At 47.4% G+C, this 27,000-nt stretch carries 6 protein-coding genes and 1 pseudogene; 1 reads left to right on the top strand and 6 read right to left on the bottom strand.

Translation table 11 applies throughout. The annotated features are described in order from the left end of the window. Nucleotides 1-4: 4 nt before the first annotated feature. From EDD57_RS09365 to proC, 6 genes are all read right to left on the bottom strand, one after another. Nucleotides 5-7,210 (bottom strand): amino acid adenylation domain-containing protein, encoded by a 7,206-nt coding sequence (locus tag EDD57_RS09365; RefSeq protein ID WP_165873746.1) that lies wholly within the window; start codon nucleotides 7,208-7,210, stop codon nucleotides 5-7. Nucleotides 7,211-7,523: 313 nt separating this feature from the next. Further along, nucleotides 7,524-12,623, bottom strand: coding sequence for a non-ribosomal peptide synthetase (locus EDD57_RS09360; protein ID WP_243649505.1), 5,100 nt, complete (start codon nucleotides 12,621-12,623; stop codon nucleotides 7,524-7,526). Nucleotides 12,624-13,086: 463 nt separating this feature from the next. Further along, entirely contained in the window at nucleotides 13,087-14,361 is a 1,275-nt protein-coding gene (locus EDD57_RS09355; RefSeq protein WP_131849195.1) for an MFS transporter, read from the bottom strand. 32 nt (nucleotides 14,362-14,393) lie between these two features. After that, complete coding sequence (locus tag EDD57_RS09350; RefSeq protein WP_131849194.1) at nucleotides 14,394-20,924, bottom strand: non-ribosomal peptide synthetase; 6,531 nt, start codon at nucleotides 20,922-20,924, stop codon at nucleotides 14,394-14,396. A 37-nt stretch (nucleotides 20,925-20,961) separates the two neighbouring features. Further along, a complete protein-coding gene (gene gabT / locus EDD57_RS09345; RefSeq protein ID WP_131849193.1) occupies nucleotides 20,962-22,335 on the bottom strand; it encodes a 4-aminobutyrate--2-oxoglutarate transaminase in 1,374 nt (457 codons plus the stop codon). 144 nt (nucleotides 22,336-22,479) lie between these two features. Next, entirely contained in the window at nucleotides 22,480-23,286 is an 807-nt protein-coding gene (gene proC / locus EDD57_RS09340) for a pyrroline-5-carboxylate reductase (RefSeq protein WP_279388952.1), read from the bottom strand. Between the two features lie 1,304 nt (nucleotides 23,287-24,590). On the opposite strand from proC, the pseudogene EDD57_RS09335 reads away from it, so the two are divergent. Next, nucleotides 24,591-27,000 (top strand): annotated as a pseudogene (locus tag EDD57_RS09335) (hypothetical protein); the annotation flags it as partial.

Genomic DNA, 27,000 nt, shown 5'->3' with positions numbered 1-27,000 from the left:
ACCATCAAGTGCGGCGCTTGTTGATACATTGTTGCACCGTCTCGGCGAGTGCCTTTACGTGCGGATCTTGCAATATGGTGTAGTGGTTGCTTGGTAGGGTCACTACTTGGATTGGGGGCTGGATGAGTTGATGCCAGCCTAGGGTTGGGTTGTTGTTGTCGTCTTCTTGTGATGTCTCTTGCTGTGCGCGGATGAGTAGAGCTGAGACTTGGCATCCGGGTTTAGGGATATAGCTTTCATCTGCACGTACATTTGCTTGGAAAATTCGGTAGAGACGTTGGACTCTTTGCTCGTCCAGATCCTGTGGCACATTTCCCTGTTCTTGTAAGCGAGTAAATAGGGATTTGGAAGAAGGATTGGACTGGGTTAACTGCGTGACTTCACTTGATGTAGTGGTGTAAAGCAGGTCTTGGATAAAGCTATGGATCAACTCATCTTCGGTCCAATCGGTCTGTGGTTCGGATCCCATGGGAGCGTAGGAGTCCAACAGTAGAAGACATGCGACGTCTTCGCCTTGCTGCTGTAGCTGGTTCACCATCTCGTAAGCGATGACACCGCCAAAGGACCAACCGCCTAGATAGTAAGGGCCTTGTTTTTGCACGGTTCGCATTACTTGTAGATACGTTTTAGCCATCTCTTCGACGGATGTCTGCGGTTCATGTGTGCCATCGAAGCTTATGGATTGAAAGGCGTAGACGGTAAAATCTGATTCTAAGTGAGCAGCCAATCCTGTATAACAAAAGACGCTACCTCCTATTGGGTGAATCAAGAAGAGTGAAGCTTTTCCATGTTCACTAGAATTAAATGATACAAGTGGAGATACAGATTCTAGTGAGCTTTCACCCTGTCGAATACGAGCGGCTAGGCCTTGAATGGTTGTTTTTCGGAGTAGTACAGATAATGGTAGCTCTGTATGAAAACGTTTATTGATTCGTGACATAAGACGAACTGCGGCAATGGAGTGCCCTCCCAGTCCTAAGAAGTCATCTTGAACACTGATCGGGGAACGTCCCAATATCTCTTCCCAGATGCTTACCAACTCTGCCTCTAACTCATCCCTAGGCTCCACCAGATTCGGTTCTTGACTGTGATGTCGATCTGTTTTTAGATTTGCGAGCGCTTTTCGATCCAGTTTGCCGTTGTGAGTGATTGGAAAACGGTCCAGAAAAATGAGATACGGGATCATGTAGGTAGGTAATTTGCTAGTGAGAAACTCCTCTATCTCTGCTTTTTTCGCTCGATCCGCGATGAGATACGCAACCAGATACGATTCACTGTCACCGCTCTGTTGGGTCATAACAATGGACTCATGAGCCGCAGGGTGTTCGCCCAGCACTGACTCAATCTCACCTAGCTCAATCCGTAAGCCTCGTATCTTGACTTGGTCATCGTTTCGACCTAGATACTCCATGTTTCCGTCTGGTAAAAGGCGTACTAGATCGCCTGTTTTATACATCCTCTCCCCAGTTCGAAATGGATTTGGGATAAATCTCTCTGCGGTCAACTCGTCACGATTATGATAGCCGGAGCCAACTTGTACTCCGCCGATAAATAGCTCACCCGGTGTCCCGAGTGGAAGCGGTTGTAATTGGTCATCTAAAATGTAAGCTTGTGTATTGGCAACAGGTCGCCCAATCGGGACGACAGCCCATTCAGCATCGGAGCAACATTTCCAGTATGTTACATCCACTGTGGCCTCTGTTGGACCATACAGATTATGTAACTCGGCCGGAAAGCGCTCGAAAAACTTCTGCTGAAGTGGGTAGGATAAAGCTTCTCCGCTACAAAAGACACGTTTCATGCTAAGGCACTTATCTGGAGACGCTTCTTCGACAAATAGACTCAGCATCGAAGGGACAAAATGGAGTGTGGTAATATTCGTCGACTCGATGAGATCCGCTACGTAGTGTGGGTCTTTATGTCCGCCGGGTCGCGCGATAACCAGACTTGCTCCCGTGATCAAGGGCCAGAAAAACTCCCATACTGAAACATCAAAGCTATAGGGTGTTTTCTGTAACACTCGATCCTCCGGTGTCAATGAATACTGCTCCTGCATCCACATCAAACGATTATGGATGCTACGATGTGCAATCATCACACCTTTTGGCTTTCCAGTGGAACCCGATGTGTAGATCATGTAGGCCATACAATCTGGATGAGAGGGCCCTGTAGCAGGAACATCACTTTCTGTTTGAGCCGCCAATATCTCCTCGACAATTAGAATAGGTGCAGATGTGGGTGGCAGACTGTCTAACCATTTACGCTGTGTAATCAAGATCAGAATGTCCGCATCTTCAAACAGAAACGTTAAACGTTCTGATGGAGTTTCGGGATCGAACGGTACATATGCACCACCTGCTTTCCCAATTCCATAGATACTGGCGACAAGTTCCAGAGAACGCTCGAAGAAAAGCCCCACTTTCACATTGTCCTGTACTCCTTGCTTTTTAAGTATATGTGCAATTTTATTCACTTGCATGTTCAACTGCTGATACGTCCACTCAGTTCCTTCAAAATACAAAGCCGTGCGATCTGGCGTCTTCCGAACTTGTTCTTCAAATAGCTCAGGAAGGGAGCACACTGGATAATCCCGCCCCGTATCGTTCCAATCCTCGATCCACTTGTTTCGTTCTTCTTCTGATAGCAAATGGGTCGTGAAGTAGCGGCTCTCGGGTTGATTTGCCATTTGATGAAGGGCTGTTTGATAGTGGCCAGCAAATCGTTCTATTTGTTCTGATGGGAATTGTCTACCATCAAAGCGTAGATGAAGATGCACATCAGACGTAACCGGATCGATTGAAAACTCTACTCCAAATGTGAAATTCGTATCTGCATGGGAACATTCATCTAACACTTTGATATACGGACTCTGCTCCATCTCCTGTAAAACATAGAAACTCGTAAAATTAAAGAAGGTTTCAAAGAGCGGTTGACCGAGCCGGTCCCGTTGGATTTGGGCCAATGGGTAGTGACGATGGGGCAAAATTTCTTGTTCCTGATCAAATACCCTGCGAATCAAATCGCTCCATGTCTCATCCTCCAGTGACACACAAAACGGCAACGTATTCAAAAACATGCCTAAAGCACGTTCGCTATCCTTCTGCTCAGGTCGACCATTCCATACAACCCCTGTTGTGATTCCTTTTTGGTTACATAGGAACGAGATCACACGAAGATGCGCAGCTAACAGTACGCTCTTGATCGGGACTTGTAAACGAAGAGATAGCTCCTTCAATTGTTGGGATAAGTTACTTGAAATCGGGACATTTTCATACTTCATATCAGCCCCTGAAGCGATCTTCTCTTGTGCGAGCAAACGAGGAAGCCGGTTATCGTGATGTTCGGACAGTTGTTGTTTCCAAAAGTGTTTGCTTGAATCAGAGCGAATCGCTTTTTGTTCTAGAGCAATAAAGTCTTTGTATTTCGTACTGGGAGCACTGGACAACGGCTCCGCAAGGCCAAGATGATATAGATAGAGACTAAAAAGCTCTGACTGCATCGTAGCAACGCTCCAACCATCTAGAACCGCGTGATGCTCTGTGATGACGAGTTGAAACGTATCCTCATTTCGTCGGTGAATGGAGAAACGAATGATCGGGGCCTCTGTCCAATGAAATGGCTGATTTCGTTCGTGCTCTATAGAATGATTGATTCGTTCTTCTTGCTCGCCCTGAGTGAAGGAGCGAAGATCAAAAAAGCATAGAGGTACCTCTACATGACGATGGACACATTGCATCGGTTGACTGGAGTGAACAAGGTCAAACGATGTTCGCAAAATAGGGTGACGAGACACGAGTTCCTCGATCGCCTTCTTCCAAGCTTGTTCACAATATGGAGCTTGTAAATGGAAACTGTGCACATTGTGGTAGAGATCATGAGTAGCGTCTAGCTGACTATGGTAGATCATCCCGATCTGCGATTGAGACATGGGGTATGCATCTTCTATATCCCCCTGTTTCTGATACGCATCTTCTATCTCCATTTGCTCATTCATATCAAGCGATTCTTCTTTTATCTGATCTCTCTGCTTCCATGCTTTCACAATGGATCTCACGGTTCGATACTTAAAAAGATCTTGCATAGCAAAGTGAATCCCCTCTTCACGCGCTTGGTACAGGACTTGAAGCGAACGAATCGAATCTCCGCCTAACTCAAAATAGTTGTCCTCTACCCCCACACGCTCCACTTGCAGGACATGTTCCCAAATTTCCGTCATGATCCGCTCTTCCTCCGACTCAGGTGGGATATACGTGTGAGTGCGCGTCATCCTCCCAAAATCAGGGCCAGGCAGGGCACGAAGATCTATTTTTCCATTTACAGTAAGCGGAATCCTCTCTACGACCATGATGATGGCGGGTATCATATACTCTGGGAGCTTTTCCGCTAAGAAGCTACGTAGCTGATCTTTCTGGATCTCTTCTTGTAATGAAGGAGCCTGACACACATAGCCAACTAGTCCCTCTTGCCCTCCCGGAAATCGTTTCACTGCCACGACTGCCTCGGCAACAGATGGATGCATCAGAAACGCGGCTTCAATCTCTCCCAATTCCATTCGGAAACCACGAATTTTCACTTGCGAATCAGCTCTACCGCGGTAATCTAGCTCGCCATTTGGCAATCGACGTGCCAGATCTCCTGTTTTGTAGAGTCTTCGCTTGGGATCGTTGTGAAATGGATGGGTAATAAATCGTTCCGCAGTCAGTTCAGGACGATTTAAATAGCCACGGGTCAAACCAGCCCCTTCTACATACATCTCACCAAACACACCCGTTGGGACAGGTTGTAAATGTGGATCAAGGATATAAACCTGTAGATCTGAAATCGGAACACCAATGTAACTTCCACCCAATCCCCTCGCATCTTGATGGCAAATAGGCCGATAGGTAACATGGACCGTGGTCTCTGTAATCCCATACATATTGATCAATTGCGGCCTAACATCTCCGTGGCGTTCAAACCAAGGGGACAATGTCCGAAAATCAAGCGCTTCCCCGCCAAAAATCACATAGCGTAACGAGAGATGAGACGACGATTGCATCTGATCCACTTGGATCAACTGCCTAAAGCTGGATGGTGTCTGATTCAGCACAGTAACCTTTTGCTCGGTAAGCAAGCGATAAAACGACTCAGGCGAGCGAGTCATCTCATAAGGAACCACTACCAGCTTGCCCCCATACAGCAATGCGCCCCAGATCTCCCATACGGAGAAATCAAATGCGTACGAATGGAACAGGGTCCACACATCATGCTCAGCAAAGTGATACCAACGCTCCGTACTGGTAAACAACCGATGGATATTGCCGTGTTCGACCATTACACCCTTCGGCTTACCTGTTGAACCCGATGTATAAATGACATAGGCCACGTTCTCTGAACTCACATCGTAATCTGGATTTTCTACAGGGAAAGACTCCAGCTTCATCCGGTCCGATAAATCAATCACTTCGATCTCTAGCTGAGGTGCGAGATTGGGTATGATTCCATTTGCCGTGAGTAACACCGATATGTTTGCATCGTCTAAGATATAGGCGGCACGCTCCGATGGTGCAGATGGATCAATTGGGACATACGCTGCTCCTGCCTTCAGAACCCCTAAAATCGCCACAATCATCTCGATCGAACGATCCAACCAGATCCCAACTAAATTCTCCTTCTCCACACCTCGGCTGTGCAGATCATGAGCCACCTGATTGGCCCGCCTATTTAGTTCACCATACGTAATCGATTCCTTTTCATACACCACCGCAATCGCATCTGGACTACGCTCTACCTGATCCTCAAACCAGGTGTGGATACAGGAAAAAGAAGCATTTTTTTCTACCACCCTGTTACATTCTCTTTCAAATCGCAACCATTCATTCTCTGTTAATAGAGAGATTCCCTCTACTTCTTGATCAGGAGAGTCTACCATTCGTTCTAGCAAAAGCAGAAAATGTTCCGTCATTCGTTTGATCGTCTGATCGTCAAACAAATCGCTGTTGTACTCAAACATACCCGATACGGCTTCTTCACTCGGATGAATATAAAGGGACAGATCGAACTTACTGGTAGTGCTTTGGGTATCGATCTGTTCAATCTCGGTATCTAGCAGATGAAATGGCTCTCCACTGATCAGTTTATTTTGGCATTCAAACAACACTTGTACGAGCGGAGTGTGATGCAAGTTTCTCTCTGTGCAAACCTCTTCCACAATCTTGTCAAACGGCACATCCGCATAAGAAAGTACCTCGATACACTCTTGTACGACCTGTTGCAATCGTTCACGAAACGTAACGCCCTGCTTAATCTGTGCCCGATGTACCAGCGTATTCACAAAGAATCCAATGACGCCTTCCACTCCATCTAGATTGCGATTTGCATGTAATGAACCAATACAAAAATCATCCTGACCACTATATCGAAAGAGAAATAATTGAAACGCAGTCAAGTAGGTCATAAAAGGGGTAGTACCTTGCTCACGCCCCAACTCGGCCAATTGCTTAGCAACAGAAGGTGGGATCTCAAACTCATAGCTTCTCCCCTTCAAATTTGGCTTGTTTAAACGTGGTCGATCCGTTGGGATTTCTAGCAGGGGGCTGTATCCCTTGAGTCGTTCCTTCCAATAACTTAACTGTGCCTGAAACTCGACCGACTCTACCCATTCTCGTTGCCAGACAGCGTAGTCTCCGTATTGAATCTCTAATTCTCCCAACTCGATGGGTTCGTTCAAACAAAGAGAACGGTACCCCTCTTCTAACTCTCTAAAGAACACGTTACCTGACCAACCATCAAAAATAATATGATGGATCGAGAGAAGCAACACATGATCATCCTCAGCAAAACGAACGATTGAAGCTCGGATCAACGGCCCTTTTGATAACACAAAGGGCTTTAGAGCATCTTGATGAGCCAATTTCAGTGCCTGCTCATCACGCTCAGCATCTGATAAATCCTCCTTATGCCATATTGGAATCGATAGCTCCATTTCAGGTATGACCACTTGCATTAGCTGTCCATCGTCATAGGTGAAAAAGGTGCGTAATGATTCGTGTCTGTGTACCATTTGTTGTAAGCTTTGTTTCAAAGCATCTTCGTTTAGTTGCCCGCGAATTCGCAGGGGAAACGAGAGTGTGTAGGCTGGGGTGTTTGGTAGGAGTTCATCCAGGAACCATAGTCGTTTTTGGGTGTAGGATGCTGGGAAGATGTAGTATCCTTCTGGGTTGGACGACAATGGAATCAGTCCTTTCCGGTGCAATCATTAAGTTCAGAGTTCAAAGTTCAAATACAATATATTGGATAAACATATCCCGGGGCATGTATCTGACCACAGCTCAATAGTGAGCCTGCGAAGATGTAGAGGGTGTCCGCTTCGTCTTTCTTCACTTCGGGCAAGTGGCAAAACTCGCAAAAAACGCTCAAACATTGCCACAAAACGCCCTAGCTTCGAAAGACTACGCTAAGTAGGCTCACTAACATCGCAGTGATCAGATACATTGCCCCTCATTCGTTTCAACTTATTTGGTGATTCGTAATAGAGACTAACTCTACTCTTTGTCTAATAGAGAGCTTACCTCTTCTTCAGACATGCGCTCTATCATGTCGAAGAGGATCTCTTCTACTATTTTTGCTAGTTCATAGATGGTTGGTTTCATGAATACGTCGCGTAAGGGGAGTTCTACTCCGAGTTGTCTGCGAATGCGGGAGACGAGTTGTGTAGCGAGTAGGGAATGGCCGCCTAGGTCGAAGAAGTTGTCGTGAATACCTATTTTCTCTATTTGTAGCATCTCTCTCCAACATTCGGCGAGCATGATCTCAACTGGTCCCTGTGGCTCGATGTAGTCGACTCCGGTATAGTGCTGGATTCGGTCGGGTCTAGGCAGTTGCAGATGGTCTACTTTTCCGTTGGCATTTAGCGGCATCTGCTTTAGAATCATCACGAAGGAAGGAACCATATAGTCGGGCAAGGTCTGCTTTACCATTTCGCGCATCTCTTCGCTGATGAGGGGCGTCTCTGGATCGAGCGGCACTACGTAAGCAAGAAGCCTCTTCAAATCTGGCTCATCTTCTTGAACGAGAACAACCGCTTCTTTCACATTTTCATGCTTTAAGAGGACAGCCTCGATCTCTCCCAATTCCACGCGCATCCCTCGAATTTTGACTTGGTTATCGGCACGACCTACAAACATCAGCGAACCATCCGGCCGATGGTAACCAAGGTCTCCCGTCTTGTACATGCGTTCACCCAACACAAATGGGTCGGCGGAAAATGACTTCACTGTCCGCTCTGGATTATTTAGATACCCTATCGCCACTCCGACTCCAGCTAGATACAAATCTCCGATAACCCCCACTGGAACGGGATGAAGATGCTCATCTAAAACATAACAACGGTTATTATCAATCGGTTTCCCAATGCAAACCGCGCCTTCTTCTTCCACATCCTCGGGTTTACACACATGAATCGTGGAGTCGATAGAGACTTCGGTTGCTCCCCATGTGTTGTTAAGCGTTCCGGGTATCTTTTCAAAAAAGCGGCGGACGGTCGTAGCGCTTAATGCTTCACCGGATGAGATGGTACTTCTTACTGCATACAATTTTCTGCTGTCTTCCTCTGTTATTTCATCCAACACTAAATTCAACATGCTTGGCACAAACTGGAGATGTACCACCTCGTATTGGATTGCCGCATTGATAATGGCACATGGATCACGGTGCATCCCAGGCTCGATCAACGCTACTCGACCTCCCTGCATCAGGGGCCAAAAAACTTCTACAGCCGCATCATCAAATGTAAGAGTTGTCTTCTGCAGAACAGATTCTCCCTGCTTTAGCTGGAAATGATTCTGCATCCAGCACATCCGATTCATCCAACCTATCTGTGTATTGACAACCCCTTTTGGCTTGCCTGTTGAGCCAGACGTGTAGTACACCGAGATTGGATCATCAGGAGCCACTTTACTAGTAGGTGTATAGGCAGGCGCTTGTTCTATGTGGCTCCACTCTACATCCATCCAAATCGTTGAAACCGTCTCATGCGGCACTCGCTCCTGAAAGGCTGATTCTGACAAGCAAACCACGGCTTCCGAGTCTTCTAGAATCTGACGTAAACGGGCTTTAGGTGCTTCGGGGTCAAGAGGGAGAAACGCCCCTCCAGTCTTGAGAATGGCATATAGTCCCACTACCAAATCCAAAGAGCGATCCATACAAATCCCTACGATCCGTTTCGGTCCAACCCCTTTACCGATTAAATAGTTCGCTACTTGATTCGCCCGTTTATCTAGCTCTCGATAGGTTAATGATTCGGCATTGAATACAACCGCAGGAGCATCTGGATTTCGTTCCACTTGTTTTTGAATCGATTCATGCAACGTACTATCCTTGGGAAACGCCACTTGAGTATCGTTCCATTTCAATATATCCGTGCGTTGTTTATCCGAAGTGATCGGAAGCTGCGCCAAGGATTGGGTGGAATCTGCAACGATGTGCTCCAAGAGGGTGGTAAAATTCTCACATAACCGCTCCATTGTCTCTTGCTTAAATAAGTTAGTATTATATTCAAAGATCCCCGCGTACTCCCCTTGCTTCGTCTCCGTCAAGAAAAGGGTCAAGTCATACCGAGCGGTTCGGGTGTTTACATCTACCGCCGAAACTTGCAAGTCGGTTAGATGAAGCACTTCTTCTAACTTGTTTTGAAAAGCAAACACCACTTGCACCAGTGGAGAGTAAGCAGGATTCCTCTCTGGCTGAAGCTCACGTACTAGTTGCTCAAATGGAACATCTTGATGGTTATAAATATTCAGGCATCTATCCTTGACCTGATGCAAATATTCTTGAAAGGTGCAATCGCCTGAATAATGGCTCCGCACGATGATTGTATTCACGAAGAAACCCATCATCTGCTCTAAGCCGGGGTAGTTTCGATTCGCAATCGGAGAACCAACTAGTATCTCGCGCTGTCTCGAATAACGGTGTAACAAGGTATTAAAGGAAGCTAACAAAACCATATAAGCCGATGCTTCATTTTGTTGCCCTAGCCGCTTGATCTGGTCAACTAGTTCCACATCGAGTTGGAAATAAAAACGATCTCCTTCAAACGTTTGTACAGCGGGCCGCGGGAAATCGGTTGGTAATTGTAAAACGGGAAGCTCCCCTGCAAGTTCCTGCTTCCAAAAATCCACTTGCTCTTCCAAGGACGGCCCTTGCAACCATCCTCGCTGCCACGCGGCAAAATCAGCATATTGGAATGAAAGTTCATCCATCGGATTCGCTTTCTTTTTCAACGTCGCATCATACAGAATGCCTAGCTCTTCCAAGAAAAGAACCCCGGACCATGCATCTGTGATGATATGATGCATGTTGATCAATAGTACATATTCTTCTGCATCCACCCTGAACAACTTCGTTCTGACTAGCGGAGATTGATCCAAACGAAACGGAATGCGTGACTCCTTCGTTAACGCCATTTGCAAAGTCACTTCTCGCCTCTCTGCTGGAACCGAAGATAAATCCTCCAAAGGAAGCTCTATCTTCCCTTCACGTGCGATGAACTGAACCGGATGATCCTCCACTGTAATAAAAGTGGTACGTAGGCTTTCGTGACGTTGGACCATTTCATGGACTGCTGTTTGCAAGGCGACTATCTGTAGATCCCCGCAAATCCGGTACGCCACCGGCTCGTTATAAGTAGGCTTATCTTCATCTAATTTGTGAATAAACCATAATCTCTCTTGTGCAAAAGAAAGCGGCAACTCCTGATCACGATTGACTCGCTGCATCCCCGCAAATCCTTCTAACATCAAGCTCCATCCATTCTCTTGAACATAACAAGCTAGATTGGCAATGTTTTTAAGATCAAACAACACCTTCAATGGAATGTTCGGTTGAACGGTCCGTCGTAAACGAGTCATCACCAGTGTGGCCGAGATCGAGTCGCCTCCTAATTCAAAGAAGTCATCGTAAATGCCCACTTCTTCCATCTTTAACACATCTTCAAACACACCCGCTAGATAGGATTCCATTTCGTTACGAGGTTCTACATACTCCGTCCCCAAATCCGGACGTGAACCACTCGGTGCCGGGAGTGCTTGACGGTCCAATTTACTATTTTGGTTTAAGGGCAGTTGCTCTAAGATCATGAAGAAATGCGGGACCATATAGAGAGGCAACCACTCTTTTAGATGCTCCCGTAGCTCGTATTTAATCCCAGCGCTTGGATCAGCTTTCATCACAACATATGCTACCAACCGCTTATTACCGGGAGTATCTTCTCGCAGAAGCACAACCGCTTCTTTCACATTCTCATGTTTCAAAAGCGTCGCTTCAATCTCCCCCAGCTCGACACGGATTCCGCGTACTTTCACTTGGAAATCTTCCCGACCTAGAAATTTAATGGAGCCATCTACCCGGAAGTAACCACGGTCACCTGTACGGTACATCATCTCCCCTGCTACAAACGGATCTTCCATAAACGATTTCGCCGTTCGCTCCGGATCGTTAATATAGCCCTTCCCCACACCGATCCCAGCGATATACAAATCCCCTACTACTTCAGCCGGAACTGGTTGCATGTGATCATCTAGGATATAGACACGATTATTATCAACCGGCTTGCCAATACAAACGGCTCCTTCTTCGTCATAATCTGCTTCTGAGCACTCATGGATCGTGGAATCCACCGATACTTCCGTCGCTCCCCACGTGTTATATAGCTTTCCGGGGAGTAACTCAGCATGACGACGTACCATACTGGAAGTAAGCGTCTCTCCTCCTACATAGGCAAAACGAAACTGTGATAACTGGAGCTTCTTTTTGTGATCCATCACATCCATCACCCGATTTAACACGCTGGGTACAGCAAGGAGGCCACATGCTTGATACTCAATTAAGGCTTCCACAATCGCTTCCGGATCCCGATGTAACCCCGGCTCAATCAAGGCAATGCGCGCCCCTACCGATAGCGTCCAAAAGATTTCAATCGCCGTATCGTCAAAGGTGATGGTTGTCTTATGCAAAATCGTTTCCTCTGGCTGTAGTTGGAAACGGCGTTGTAGGGTGTGCATTTTATTCCCCCAGCCCTTGTGGAGATTGATGACTCCTTTAGGCCGGCCGGTTGACCCAGATGTATAGTAAATGGCAACGGCATGATCAGGTCCCACTCCCGAATCAGGAGGTGAGTCTGTTGGAAATGATGTGATTTTGTCCTCTAATTGGTCTACGAATGCAAGCTGAACCTCGCAGACTGGCAACGCTTCTTTTAACTCTAACTGGGATAAGCAAACGGGAGACCTCGCTTCAGTTAGAATTTGTTCCATCCTACGAGTGGGTGCTTCCACATCGATGGGAACGTAGGCACCACCTGCTTTTAGGACTCCGAGTAGGGCGATCACAAGTTCAATCGAGCGGTTCATGCACACTCCAACAGGTACGTCAGGGCCTACACCGAATTGCTGTAAATAATGAGCTAGTTGATTCGATCGTTGGTTTAGTTGCTGATAGGTAATCTGCTGGCTACCCATCACGACTGCGATCTGGTCGGGCCGTTGGTTGGCTTGTTGTTCAAACATTTGGTGTAAGCAAATTGGAGGGAAGTCTATTTTTGTATCGTTCCATGCCATCATTTGTTGGTTCAACTGATGCTGTTCCAAGGAAGAACACCTCGATTTTGGTATAGGATGATGCAATTACAAGAACTATGAATTGGATTTGCTATGGAGAGCAAGTATCAGGGCATGTATCTGGTCACAGCTCAATAGTGAGCCTGCGAAGATGTGGAAAAGCAAGTCCGCTCCGTCCTTCTCCGCTCGGGCAAGTGGCAAAACTCGCGAAGAACACGCTCAAACATTGCCACAAAACGCCCTTGCTACAAAGGACTGCGCTAAGTAGGCTCACTAACATCACTGTGGCCAGATACATTGCCCCTATTCTTTTCTCATTCTCCAACCAAGTGATTGATGAATCAGGGAGTATGATAAGTGAGCAGGGATCGAACAGACTCTCCTGCCCTCGATCATCCTATGGCTCATCAATCAACAAGCCTACTCAAATCATGAGCTTACGCAATAGAATAAAGTCTGCTACCAATAGTAGAACCACCACCACTCTTATCTCCTAACTCTCATTACCCACATGCTCCGCTATAACCTCTTCTGTCTTCCTCATACCCCTCACACTTGAAAAAAGAATAAAAATAGCCGAAACCATAATCCCCACTGCTCCCACAATCAACGTAGGAGTCGTCCCAATCTCCCCACCTAGCCAACCACCCAGCAATGCACCAATCGGAACCACACCCATCGCGAATATACGGATCGATGCGTTCATTCTTCCTTGCAGATGGTCCGGTGTGATGGCCGTGCGCAGGCTCCGTTGATTAATGTTGTACACAATCACCATCGCCGCATCAATCAAATACATCGTCATAATCAGGATGACAGCTGGAATGAGAGGTAAGAACGTAGCAAGCGGGATTAGGAGTGAAACAACCCCTGCGATGAGCAAGGAAGCAACAAGCGCCCTCCCCACTCCTAGCTTCTTAGCAAACGGCCCCGCAATCATGGCACCCAAAAGAGCACCTACTCCTGACATAGCAAAGATTAAGCCAATATAGATTGGTTCCAGTTTCAGCGAACGAGTCAAATACAAAATGAAAATAGGCTCGATGAAATAGGTAAATAGATTAAAGATCACGGTTGCAATCAAGATCGGGCGAATCACTTTACTGTTAAAAACAAAAGATGTACCCTCTCGAATCTCAGTCCACATGTTTTGCTCTTCTGGCGGCTTTTCCACCACGGTCTCTTTCTGCTTAATAAAGCTTAGAAACAGAGCAGAAAACAAGTACGTACCCACATTAAATAAGATGGCAAATGGAGCAGAAAGCAACTGGATGACCACTCCACCCAAGCTTTGACCAACAGTAGTGGCGCTGGAACTACTAAACTCCAATTTGCTATTCCCCTCAATTAATTCGTCCCGCTTCACGAGTGAGGGGAGATACGCAGTATGAGCAATGTCAAAGAACACCGTATTAATCCCGACCAACCCGGCAATGAGGTACAAGATCGGCATAGTGAGTACATCAAAGTACATACAAATCGGGACTCCGAGTAGAATCACGGCCCGTAAGATATCGGTCACGATTAGAATCGGCCGCTTGGGCATACGGTCCACCCATACGCCCACAAATAAGCTTAGGATTAAAAAGGGTAAAAACTCGACTGCTTGAAGAATCCCCATCTGCAGTGGAGTTGCTCCTAGACTAATCGCCGCCACTAATGGCAGAGCGACCAGTGTGATTTGAACACCAAACATCGAAATGGTGTATCCAAGCCAAAAATTGCGGAAATCGGCTTGTTTTAGTAATCCAAACGATACTTTTCTCATCCTATCTATCTCCTGTTCTGCGTAGATGAGTGTTATTCCAACTTCTTCTTGATGTGAGAGTGTAATTGCCTTGGTTGGCGCTTGATGGTACGTGGTGCTTGTGCACCGCTCGTTGCTTCCATCGTCATCTGCTGGATTCGAATCGCCAAATCCTTCAAGATAGGTGCCTCGAAGATGAGTTGAAGGGGCACGTCAATTTGGAAGTCGCGACGGATACGGGAAATGATGCGAGTTGCTAGGAGAGAGTGACCTCCTATGCGAAAAAAGTGATCGCGACGACCGATGGAGGTGCGTTCGAGTACGTCTTCCCAGATCAAGGCTAGTTTTTGTTCGGTTGGCGTCTCGGGTGCAGTCCATGTAGCCGGATGGGTATGAGCGCTAGAATCCGGCTTGGGCAGAGAGCGACGATCGATTTTACCGCTTGATGTGAGTGGGATCTCGGCAAGTTGCATATAAAATGTAGGAACCATGTAATCAGGCAATTGGCTTAGTAAGGTGGTTCTTATTTCTTCCTGATCCATGTTCATATTCGCCACATAGTAGGCAACTAGCTCCGTTCGACTTGATACGTCTGTTCTCGCGACCACAACGGATTCCATTAATCCCGGAACCTGTAGCATCGTCACTTCAATCTCACCCGGCTCGACTCGATATCCGCGAATCTTAATCTGATGATCGACGCGACCTAGAAACTGGATGTTTCCATCGGGCAAATAGCGGGCTAAATCACCGGTTTTATACAGTTTCTCACTTGGATCTCGGCTAAACGGATTCATGATAAATCGCTCTCGCGTCATCTCTGGCTGATGAAAGTACCCTCTCGCCAAGCAGGCTCCCGAAAAATACAGTTCTCCTGGCACTCCAAGCGGAACGGGACGCATGTTCCTATCTAAGATATACGCTTTTGTATTGGCGATCGGCTTACCAATGGGAGGAAGCGTTTGCTTCTCTTCTAGGATCCATACTGGATACGTAGTAACCACATGTGTCTCGGAAGGGCCGTAATGATTGTGAAGCACACAACCATCGAGCCTCTTCAGGAATTCGACGATCTGTGTTGTGAGATTTAGCTGTTCGCCCGCTACCATAATCTCGCGCAACTTGAGGCCCGACACGTCCCTCTGACTTGCCACTTCGGCCAATTGTTGCAACGCTACATATGGGAAGTAAGAACGCTCCACTTCTTGCTCAGCTAACAATGCTAGCAATCGTTCCGGATTCGTTCGCTCTTCTTCACTCGTCAGAATCAATGTCGATCCGGTATCAAATGTTGTAAAAAACTCCAAGCAGGACATATCGAAGCTTAAACTAGCAAATTGGATAACTCTAACTTTTTTGGAATATACCCATTTTTCTCTCTGCCATGATACCAAGTTCACCATCGCCCGATGTGTCAACTCAACCCCTTTGGGCTTACCCGTAGACCCTGATGTATAAACAAGATACATCAAATGATCCGGAGTACAACTATCCCTATTCTCGTCCATCAAATCTAATTCGTCCCAAATTTGATCTAGATACACTTTTTGAGCCGATAAGCCTGGAATTTGAGTATCTAGATGCTTTGTGGTTAATGTAAGGATCAGCTGTGCATCCTCTGCAATATACTGAAGGCGCCCTTTATGATCTTGTGGATCAAGTGATACATAAGCCCCTCCAGCCTTCAACGTCGCCAGCACGCTAACGATCATCTCGATTGAACGACTGAGACAAACCCCTACTCGTGTCTCCGGTCCTACGCCCAACTGACGCAAACGTTGTGCTAGACCGTTTGCTCGTTGATTCAGCTCCCGATAGGTGATCAACTCATCCTGAAAGATAACGGCAACCTCATCCGGTGTTCGAATCACTTGCTCCTCAAACACATGATGGAGACATCGACCCGGTGGATAATCGACCTCGGTTTGATTCCACTCATGTAAAAGTAGGTGCCGTTCTTCCGCTTGTAACAAGTTAACCTCAATAATCGACAGATCCGGAGCTTGAACGAGCTCTTCTAAAAGAGTGTGATAATGCACGATCATCCGCTGGATCGTCGTGCCATCGAATAGATCTGTACTATACTCCACCCTCCCTTGGATTCCTTCGCTTGTTTCCATGATCTGCACTTCAAAATCAAACTTTGCCGTATTATTATCTACATCGACAAACTTGCTCTTCAGCCCGTAAAACTGCGTTTCATAGGTGGATTCAATGTAATTAAACATTATTTGAAACAGCGGATTCATACTTACATCGCGATTCGGCATCAGCTTCTCTACAACCTTCTCAAACGGCACATCTTGGTTCGAATAAGCATCCAACGTCACCCGACGAACACGTTGGAGTAACTCTCTGAAAGATGAAATCCCTGACAAATCCGTACGCAAGACAACTGTGTTCGCGAAAAATCCAATGACTCCATCCCACTCGCTACGAGTACGATTGGCAATCGGAGCTGCGATTAAGATATCTTCTTGGTTCGTATAGCGATACATCAAAACCTTAAAAGCCGCCAACAAAGTCATGTATAGAGAAGCCTCTTCCTGTTGACTCAAGCTTTTTAGCTTCTGATGAAGCAATATCGGAAGCGTAAAGTGGTATACATCTCCACGGAACCGTTGCTTAGAAGGTCGTGCATAGTCATAAGGCAAGGCTAAAACAGGCAATTCCCCGCCCAATTGCCTCTCCCAATACTTCAGCTGACTCTCTAGCACATCTCCTCGTAACCACTCACGTTGCCACTCTGCATAATCCACATAATGAAGATTTAATGCTGGCAAATGCACCTTCGTTTGCAGGATTTCTCCCTCATAAATAGCTGCCAGCTCCTTGAAAAAGACCCCTGCTGACCAACCATCCATGATGATGTGATGAAAATGAATCGAAACGAAAACCTCTTGTTCATCCAATCGGATAAATTTCACCCGGATTAACGGATCATATTGCAAATCAAACGGATCTTTCGCATCTTCCACCAAGAGGCGCATCGATTCTGTCTCACGTTCTTCTCTCGGAAAATGGGTTACATCAATGCAAGGCATATCTAATTCCAGCTTCTCCGCAATCACTTGAAACGGTTGATCATCCTTCCCTGCAAAGTTTGTACGAAGACCTTCATGCCGATCAACCAGTATTTGCACACTCCGCCTCATTGCTTCTATATCAACTTGACCTTGTAGATGAACCGCATACGGCATATGATAAGCCGTGCTTTCTGGATTCAATTGATCTAAAAACCACAGGCGATGTTGCGCATAGGAGGCTAACGTGGCCCCCTCTCTCGGGTACGGCTGAATCGATTCTCCCGATGATACAGATGGTTGCGCAGTCTCCTGTTCGATACGCTTTGCCAAATCCTTTAAAATCGACACTTCAAAGATCAACCGGAGTGGTACCTCCACCTGAAAACGAGTACGCACACGGGAAATCACTTGGGTTGCCAAGAGCGAGTGACCGCCCAAACGGAAAAAGTGATCTTCTTGGCTAATCCCCGTTCGCCCCAGCACCTCTTCCCAAATAAGGGCTAATTTCTTTTCCGTTTCGGTCTCTGGTTCCTGAAAAGTCGTCTGATGATGGGCCGTGCGATCTGGTTCAGGGAGAGCTCTTCGATTCACCTTGCCGCCTGAAGTTACAGGCATCTCTTCTAATTGAACATAAAAAACGGGCACCATGTAGTCGGGAAGCTTGCTTAGTAGATAGGTTCTCAGTTCCTCCCTATCTAGCTTCTGACTCGCTACATAATAAGCAATCAGTTCCGTACGCCCCGGCGCTTCTTCTTTCGCGATGACGATTACTTCTTGGATGGCAGGAGCCTTTTGCAGAGCCACTTCAATCTCTCCAGGCTCAACCCGATAGCCACGAATCTTCACTTGGTCATCGACCCGACCTAAGAATTGGATATTGCCATCGGAAAGATATCGAGCTAAGTCCCCCGTTCGATACATTTTTGCATGTGGATCCGCGCTAAATGGATTGCGTACAAACCGTTCTTCCGTCTTATCTGGTAAATGGATGTACCCCCTGGCCAAACAAACACCTGCTACATACACCTCACCCGACACACCAACGGGAACCGGCTTCAATTGCTGATCTAGGATATAGATTTTTGTATTAGCGATAGGACGGCCAACGGGGGCAAGAACTCGTTTTTCATCTTCGATCAAGACGGGATAAGAGGTTACCACATGGGCCTCAGAAGGACCATAATGATTATGAAGCACACAGCCATCCAGCCGTTTGAGGAATTCGATAATCGTAGGCGAAAGACGAAGTTGCTCTCCTGCTACCACCATCTCCTGTAGCTTCAGCATGAACATCTGATTGCTTTGCAACGATAACTCTGCCAACTGTTGGAGGGCTACATACGGAAAGTAAGCACGTTCTACTCCCTGTTCTACCAGAAATAGTAACAATCTCTCTGGATCATTCCGTTCCTCATCCGTCGGAATGATCAGCGTCCCTCCAGCTATAAACGTGGTAAAAAACTCAAAGCATGACATATCGAAGCCAAGGCTTGAAAATTGCAGAGACCGTGCTTTCGCAGGATGAATCCACTTCTTGGTCTGCCACGTAATCAGATTCATCAAAGGACGATGCGTCATCTCAATCCCTTTCGGCTTGCCCGTCGTGCCTGAGGTATAGACAATATAAATCAGATGATCCGGATTTCCAGCCTCCCCATTTCCCTCTAGAAGCTCTAGCTCATCCCACATCTGATCGATATGAACTCTGGGAACAGGTGCATCCGGCATAACCGAAGCCAAGTGTTGATTCGTGATGATAAGTGAAAGCTGTGCATCCTCCATGAAGTGCTGAAGACGTTCCTCTTGCTCATTCGGATCCAGCGATACGTACGCGCCCCCAGCTTTCAAAATCCCTAACACCGCCACAACCGTCTCCAACGAACGCCTTAGACAAACCCCAACCTTCACCTCTGGCCCCACACCCAATTGGCGTAAACACTGTGCAAATCCATTTGCCCTCTGATTCAGCTCACGATAGGTAGTCGATTTACTCTCAGAAATCACAGCAACCTCATCAGGCGTTTTCACCACTTGCTCTTCAAACAAATGATGTAAACACATATCTGCTGGATAATCGGCATCTGTGTCATTCCACTCATGTAGCAGCAGATGTCTCTCATCCTCTTGCAACAAGTTCACCGTTGCAATCGATTGCGCTGGATCTTGAACGATTTCTTCTAATAATGTATGGTAATGCACTATCATCCGCTGAATCGTTGCCTCATCAAACAAATCTGTACTATATTCAAACCTTCCGTGAATCCCATCTCTGTTTTCCGTTAGTTGGACTTCGAAGTCAAACTTGGTGGTGCCGTTATCAATATCGAGAAATTCCGTTTGTAGGCCATAAAACTCGGTTTCTTCTGGTAGCTCTACCAGATTAAACATAATCTGAAATATCGGATTCATACTTAAATCCCGATTCGGCATCAGCTTTTCCACAATCTGCTCAAACGGAACATCTTGGTTTGAAAAAGCACTAAGTGTTACTTGTTGAACCCGTTTTAATAACTCTCGAAACGAAGGATCTCCTGACAAATCCGTACGCAGAACCAGCGTATTTGCAAAGAATCCAACAACCTTTTCCCACTCACTCCGTGTCCGGTTCGCAATCGGGGAGGCTATTAAGATGTCCTCTTGCCGGGTATAACGGTACATTAACGCCTTAAAAGCAGATAACAACGTCATGTACAACGAAATCCCTTCTTGCTGGCTCAACTCCTTCAATTTCTCTAGCAGAGATGAGGAAATCGTAAAATGCTGCAAAGATCCCTGAAATGTTTGCTGGATAGGCCTCGGACGATCATACGGTAAATTGAGCACCGGCAACTCTCCACCCAGTTGCCCTTCCCAGTATCCAAGCTGACGCTCCAGCTCTCCACCTTGGAGCCAGTTCTGTTGCCAATGTGTGTAATCCACGTATCGAAAAGGTAAATCCGGTAGCTGAATCGTCTCCTGTTTTTGATAAGCCTCATATAAAGCAGACAGCTCCTGAAAGAAGACCCCCGCCGACCATCCATCAAAGACAATATGGTGAATGTTTAGGAGGAAGAAATGGTCCTGCTCCCCACCTTTCACAAATATCACTCGAATCAAAGGCCCTTGATCCAGATCAAACGGCGTTTTCATCTCTTCCGCAAGTAGTTGCATCGCCCTTACTTCCCGTTCTTCATTCGGCAGATCCGTTACATCCACAAGCGGCATATCGAATTCAACCTTTTCCTCAATCACTTGAAACGGTTGATCATGCTCCTTACGAAAGATAGTCCGCAGTCCTTCATGCCGATCAACTAATTCCTTGATACTTCGGCGCATTGCCTCTATATGAAATACACCTTGAAGGCGCATGGTATACGTAACGTTGTATGCAGGGCTTCCCGGATACAATTGATCGAGGAACCATAAACGTTTTTGGGCAAAAGAGACTGGAGTACGCCCGCCACTTTCATAACGCTGAATGGATGTTTCCTTCGATAAGCTTTTCTTTCCCTCCAGGATCTTAGCGAGAAGTTCTTGTTTCGATAACGACCATTGATCTCGGCGGATATCCTTTTCCAATCCTACTCCTCCGTTCCAAACGTACTTGTAAAACAGACTACACAGCCGTTATTTCCTTACCATGGGTAAATTCCTCTTCCACTTCCCGCATCGTATCTAATAGTATCTGTAGTGCCTCATCTAACTGTTCTGGAGTAATCACCAGCGGTGTTAAGAAACGAATCACATTTCCGTGTAACCCAGCTTTAAAAATAATCACGCCTCGCGCCAAACAACGCTGAATAATTTGATTTGTTTCCTCCGACGCTGGCTCTCTCGTCTCTTTAGCGCGTACTAATTCAACTGCACGCATCGCACCGATCCCACGAATCTCTCCGACCATTAACGAGCTTTTCGCAAATCCATCGAGCGCTGCTGTGATTTGCTCCCCGATCTGTTTCGCACGCTCTCCCAATTGCTCCCCATCGTACACCTTCAACACAGCCAATGCCGCTGAACAAGCAATCGGATTTCCTACAAATGTCCCCCCTATCGAGCCATCCCCCGCAGAGTCCAAAAGCTCTGTCCTCCCCACCACTCCAGACAATGGCAGGCCACCTGCAATCGACTTACCCAGCGTAATCAAGTCTGGTTCAATTTCAAAGATTGTGGAAGCTAAAAACTCACCCGTTCGTCCATATCCCGTCTGCACTTCATCGCAAATCAGCAATAGGTTGTATTTACGGCAGATCTCTTGCACACCTTTCAAATAACCTGCTGGTGGCACGATAAAGCCATTTTCTCCTTGAATCGGCTCCATGATGATGGCAGCAGTCTCATTTGGCGATACCTGCGAGGAAAACGTATTCTCCAAATGTTCCAACGCTTGAAAGCAAACTTCCTCTTCCGAAGGAAACCCCGGCCAACGGTACACATATGGGAAAGGTACACGATACACATCGGGAACAAAGGGACCCATGCCTTCCTTATATGGACGGACTTTGGAAGTAAGGGTAAGCGCCATCATCGTTCGACCATGAAACGCGCCATCAAAACAGATGATCGCCTTTTTCCCTGTCGCCTTTCGAGCAATCTTGATCGCACTCTCCACTGCTTCTGCACCCGAATTCATGAAGACTGCCTTTTTGGAAAAGGTACCCGGTGCCCTTCGGCAAAGCTCTTCGGCTAGTTCGATATAGGAAGAATAGGGGACAACCGTATAATCTGTATGGGTAAAACGCGCAGCCGCTTCTTGAATCGCCTGTACAACAAGGGGATGACTATGACCCACGTTCAGTGAACCAACTCCACCTGCTAGATCAATCAATCGATTGCCATCAATGTCATGGATTAATGCGCCTTCTGCGTAGTCAATGATGGCTGGTACAAGTGTTTTTTCGGCTTTGGCTTTTCCAACGGATCGATGCATCCTCTCCAGCCATTCTTGGGAGCGTGGGCCTGGTAGTTCTGTTTTCAGTTGAATGAAAGGCATGTTTGGTTTCCTCCTGTGATTCTAGTTGACCTGTGGTTCAAATGAGTGGTTGCAAGCTCACAGGTGTGGGCTTTTCTTCGTTTTTTGCACCCCCTAGTGGTTGAATTGTTAGAAGCTGATCCGGAGCATGTATCAACCCACAGCTCAATCCATCATCTCCCGGGCACGGGCATTCGTTGCATAAATCGTTTGGCGGAGAATGTCGTGGAATCCGCGTTTCTCTAACACCTCGATCCCGGCCGCTGTCACGCCTCCGGGGGTAGTTACGTCGTCACGTAGTTTGGCTGGTTCTTCGCCTTGTTGTAGCATCGCTACGGAGCCGAATAGCATTTGGACGACGAGCTTGCGGGCCATTTCGGGTTTTACACCATATTCCTGTGCAACTTCTTCTAGCACTTCTGTAAACAGATATAAAAACGCGGGGGCACTTCCTGTAATGGCAGTCAAGTTGTGCACTTGTTCCTCTGTACATTCCACTGCCTCTCCAATCCCAGCCACGATGACCTCCAGCATCCGACGATGGGCCGGACTAACATGCTGTCCACATGTATACAAGGAAATGGACTCGCCGATTCGAGACGCCGTGTTTGGCATAACCCATGCCACAGGTGTATTCGCGGGGAGCATCTCTTCCAGCAACCCAAGACCAATACCCGCCGCCACCGTTATCACTAACTGCCCACGAATATGCGGAGCAAGCTCAGTCAGTAGCTCACGATGATCTTGCGGGAGGACAGATAATAACACCACATCGACGGACCCTATATACTCTCGCCAATCATGAGTCACCGTCACATCATACTTTTCTTCTATCTCTACCAGACGAGCCGCATTCCTGCGATTCGTTACCACAATCCCCTCTACGTATTCCACTTGTGTACGTAATAACCCAGCAAAAATCGCCTCCGCCATTCTCCCTGCACCGATCACCAAAACACGATACCTCTTCACAAACGATCCTCTCCATCCACTATATTTCCGCACATTTACACAACTGAGTTTCCTAGTTCCAGCCCAGTGTTAAAAAGTGTTCCTTCATGCTATTATCCTAGTGATTTCATTTTATATCCGCCATCATCGAAAAATGGTGGATTGCACGTCCAAAGTGATTTATGATTGCAAACATTTTGTAAAATAGGCAGAAATCGGATCAGATCTCCAAATACCCATATGTAACATTCTATATTTTCTCTATAAATTAAACAATCGTTATTTTTTATTATTTCATTTTCAGAGAAAATAACACACTTCGTATTAATGATAAGGTGAAGTCATTTCTTCCACGAATAGACCTAATAAATGTATTTGTTGTATAAACTCATCATCCAACTGAAATGAACAGCCCCAATACATATAGTAATCATAACCAAAGTGCACAAACACATCTGATTCATGGATTAATTTACACCACACGTACTCTCTCAACACGATCCTTACTAAGTGCTCTATATCATTCTTTTTCAAACAAGTACCATTTTCTTTCTATACAACTCTTCCATATCTTTTGATAGATGTATATCTTGATCTGCATATAATTGTAAAAGGACGTTTCTACTGGTTTCAAAATCAATTTCCAGAGGCTCTTACCTCATATCAAGAAGCAGTCCATCTCTCCAGAAGATATGGATACAAGCAACGGGAATACACAGCATTATTAAAATCGGCAAACTGTTTTGATAAAATAGGCGATAAGCTACAAAAATGTGATTGCCTTGAAAGAATGCACCAACTTCAAAATGAGCTTTTCATAAAAAGCGAGGTGGAAATCATGAAGCTTAACCAATACAACTCCCCCTTTATTATGATTGGCGACGACGATGATGTGGAGAGATGAAATGGAATTTGTGAACTCAACTAAATCACTCGCTTGCCCATTTCATTTTACATGTAAATAACAAAACGAAAATAAAACCCATCATCCACGGTCATCCATAGAGCCTTATTCACCATCAGATGATGGGTTTCGCTTGTCTTGAGCCTACGATACCGTCTCAAGGACATGTACAAAATACATAGACTTGCAAAAAAATGCAATGAGTCTGGTAGTAGACTCATTGCCAAATATAGTACAACGATAATCCCTGTTCTTTCATAGAGCAGGGATTATTTATATGGATCAACAGTGGGATAATCAAATAAATTTCAACCTATTATCCTATTATTGATGTCCGAAACAATTAAAATAGTCATTTATTTATATCATTTACAGTTATGAATTCGTATCCTGTGTATATCAAAAGTTTAGGAGTGAGGAGATGAACCTACGCCGGAATTATATCTTGCCTTTCATAGACGGTTATTCTAGAAAATACAGGAGACAACGTGGACCTCAAGGACCTCGAGGACCTAGGGGCTGCCGAGGATTAAATGGGCTCCGGGGACCTCAAGGGCCTTACGGACCTAAGAGGCCTAAAGGATGTCGGGGACGAAATGGACTACGGGGACCTCAAGGACCTCAAGGACCTCGAGGACCTAGGGGGCCTAGGGGGCCTCAAGGCAGAGGACTAACTGGTGTAGACGGAGTAACGGGACCTCAAGGATTACAGGGACCATCAGGATTACAGGGAGCACAGGGAGCACAGGGAGCACAAGGAACCCAGGGAACTCAGGGACCTCAGGGACCGGTCGGAGGATCAATAATTCCAACAGGAACTCTCTTAGTTACAGGGCCAACCGGTCCCACAGGTAATACGGGACCTCAAGGGGACACAGGACCTCAAGGGAACACAGGGCCTCAAGGGAACACGGGACCTCAGGGCGATACGGGACCTCAAGGTAGCACGGGACCTCAAGGGCCTCAAGGGAACACGGGGCCTCAAGGGAACACGGGACCTCAGGGCGATACGGGACCTCAAGGTAGCACGGGACCTCAAGGATTACAGGGACCTCAAGGATTACAGGGACCTCAAGGGGACACAGGACCTCAAGGTAGCACGGGACCTCAAGGTAGCACGGGACCTCAAGGCGATACGGGACCTCAAGGTAACACGGGACCTCAAGGGGACACAGGACCTCAAGGACCCCAAGGGCCTCAAGGACCCCAAGGACCTCAAGGGGACACAGGACCTCAAGGACCCCAAGGGCCTCAAGGACCCACAGGACCTACCGGACCTCAAGGGCCTCAAGGACCTCAAGGACCTCAAGGACCCACAGGACCTCAAGGACCTCAAGGACCCCAAGGACCTCAGGGACCTCAGGGACCCACAGGACCTACGGGATCGACTGGACCTACGGGGCCTCAAGGACCTCAAGGACCCCAAGGACCTCAAGGATTACAGGGACCTCAAGGGGACACAGGACCTCAAGGTAGCACGGGACCTCAAGGGCCTCAAGGACCCCAAGGACCTCAAGGACCTCAAGGGGACACAGGACCTACGGGCGATACGGGACCTCAAGGTAGCACGGGACCTCAAGGCGATACGGGACCTCAAGGTAACACGGGACCTCAAGGGGACACAGGACCTCAAGGACCCCAAGGGCCTCAAGGACCCCAAGGACCTCAAGGACCTCAAGGACCTCAAGGACCCCAAGGGCCTCAAGGACCCACAGGACCTACCGGACCTCAAGGGCCTCAAGGACCTCAAGGACCTCAAGGACCCACAGGACCTCAAGGACCTCAAGGACCCCAAGGACCTCAGGGACCTCAGGGACCCACAGGACCTACGGGATCGACTGGACCTACGGGGCCTCAAGGACCTCAAGGACCCCAAGGACCTCAAGGATTACAGGGACCTCAAGGGGACACAGGACCTCAAGGTAGCACGGGACCTCAAGGGCCTCAAGGACTCCAAGGACCCACAGGGCCTACCGGACCGACTGGACCTCAAGGACCTCAAGGGCCTCAAGGACCCCAAGGACCTCAAGGACCCCAAGGACCCCAAGGACCCACAGGGCCTCAAGGGCCTCAAGGACCCCAAGGACCTCAAGGACCTCAGGGGCCTCAAGGACTCCAAGGACCCACAGGGCCTACCGGACCGACTGGACCTCAAGGACCTCAAGGACCTCAGGGGCCTCAAGGACTCCAAGGACCCACAGGGCCTACCGGACCGACTGGACCTCAAGGACCTCAAGGACCTCAAGGGCCTCAAGGACCCCAAGGACCTCAAGGACCCCAAGGACCCACAGGGCCTACCGGACCGACTGGACCTCAGGGACCTCAAGGACCTCAGGGGCCTCAAGGACCCCAAGGACCCACAGGGCCTACCGGACCGACTGGACCTCAGGGACCTCAAGGGCCTCAAGGACCTCAGGGACCCACAGGACCTACGGGGCCTCAAGGACCTCAAGGGCCTCAGGGACCTCAAGGGCCTCAAGGGCCTCAGGGACCTCAAGGGCCTCAAGGACCCCAAGGACCCACAGGGCCTACCGGACCGACTGGACCTCAAGGACCCCAAGGGCCTCAAGGACCCCAAGGGCCTCAAGGACCCCAAGGACCTCAAGGACCCCAAGGACCCACAGGGCCGACTGGACCGACGGGAACGTTTGTTACCGGTGATTTCTTATTCACCGTCCAAGGTACAGGGGCAAGTGGAAGTGGAAGCGCTTCGATGAGCTTTGGAGATACGCTAACCTTTATATCCGATACACTGGAGATAAACGTAACGCCCGGTTCGGCTAATGTGAACTTAGAAGTGGCCACTGGAGCGAATAGTCCTCTTGCAGAAG

The sequence above is a fragment of the Baia soyae genome (assembly GCF_004341445.1).
Lineage (GTDB): Bacteria > Bacillota > Bacilli > Thermoactinomycetales > Thermoactinomycetaceae > Baia > Baia soyae.
This window is presented reverse-complemented; position numbering and strand designations above follow the sequence as displayed.

What these genes read in the sequence shown, in the direction of transcription:
- EDD57_RS09355 (WP_131849195.1), bottom strand. Translation starts at nt 14,361, where the DNA reads ATGAGAAAAGTATCGTTTGGATTACTAAAACAAGCCGATTTCCGCAAT.
- gabT (WP_131849193.1), bottom strand. Translation starts at nt 22,335, where the DNA reads ATGCCTTTCATTCAACTGAAAACAGAACTACCAGGCCCACGCTCCCAA.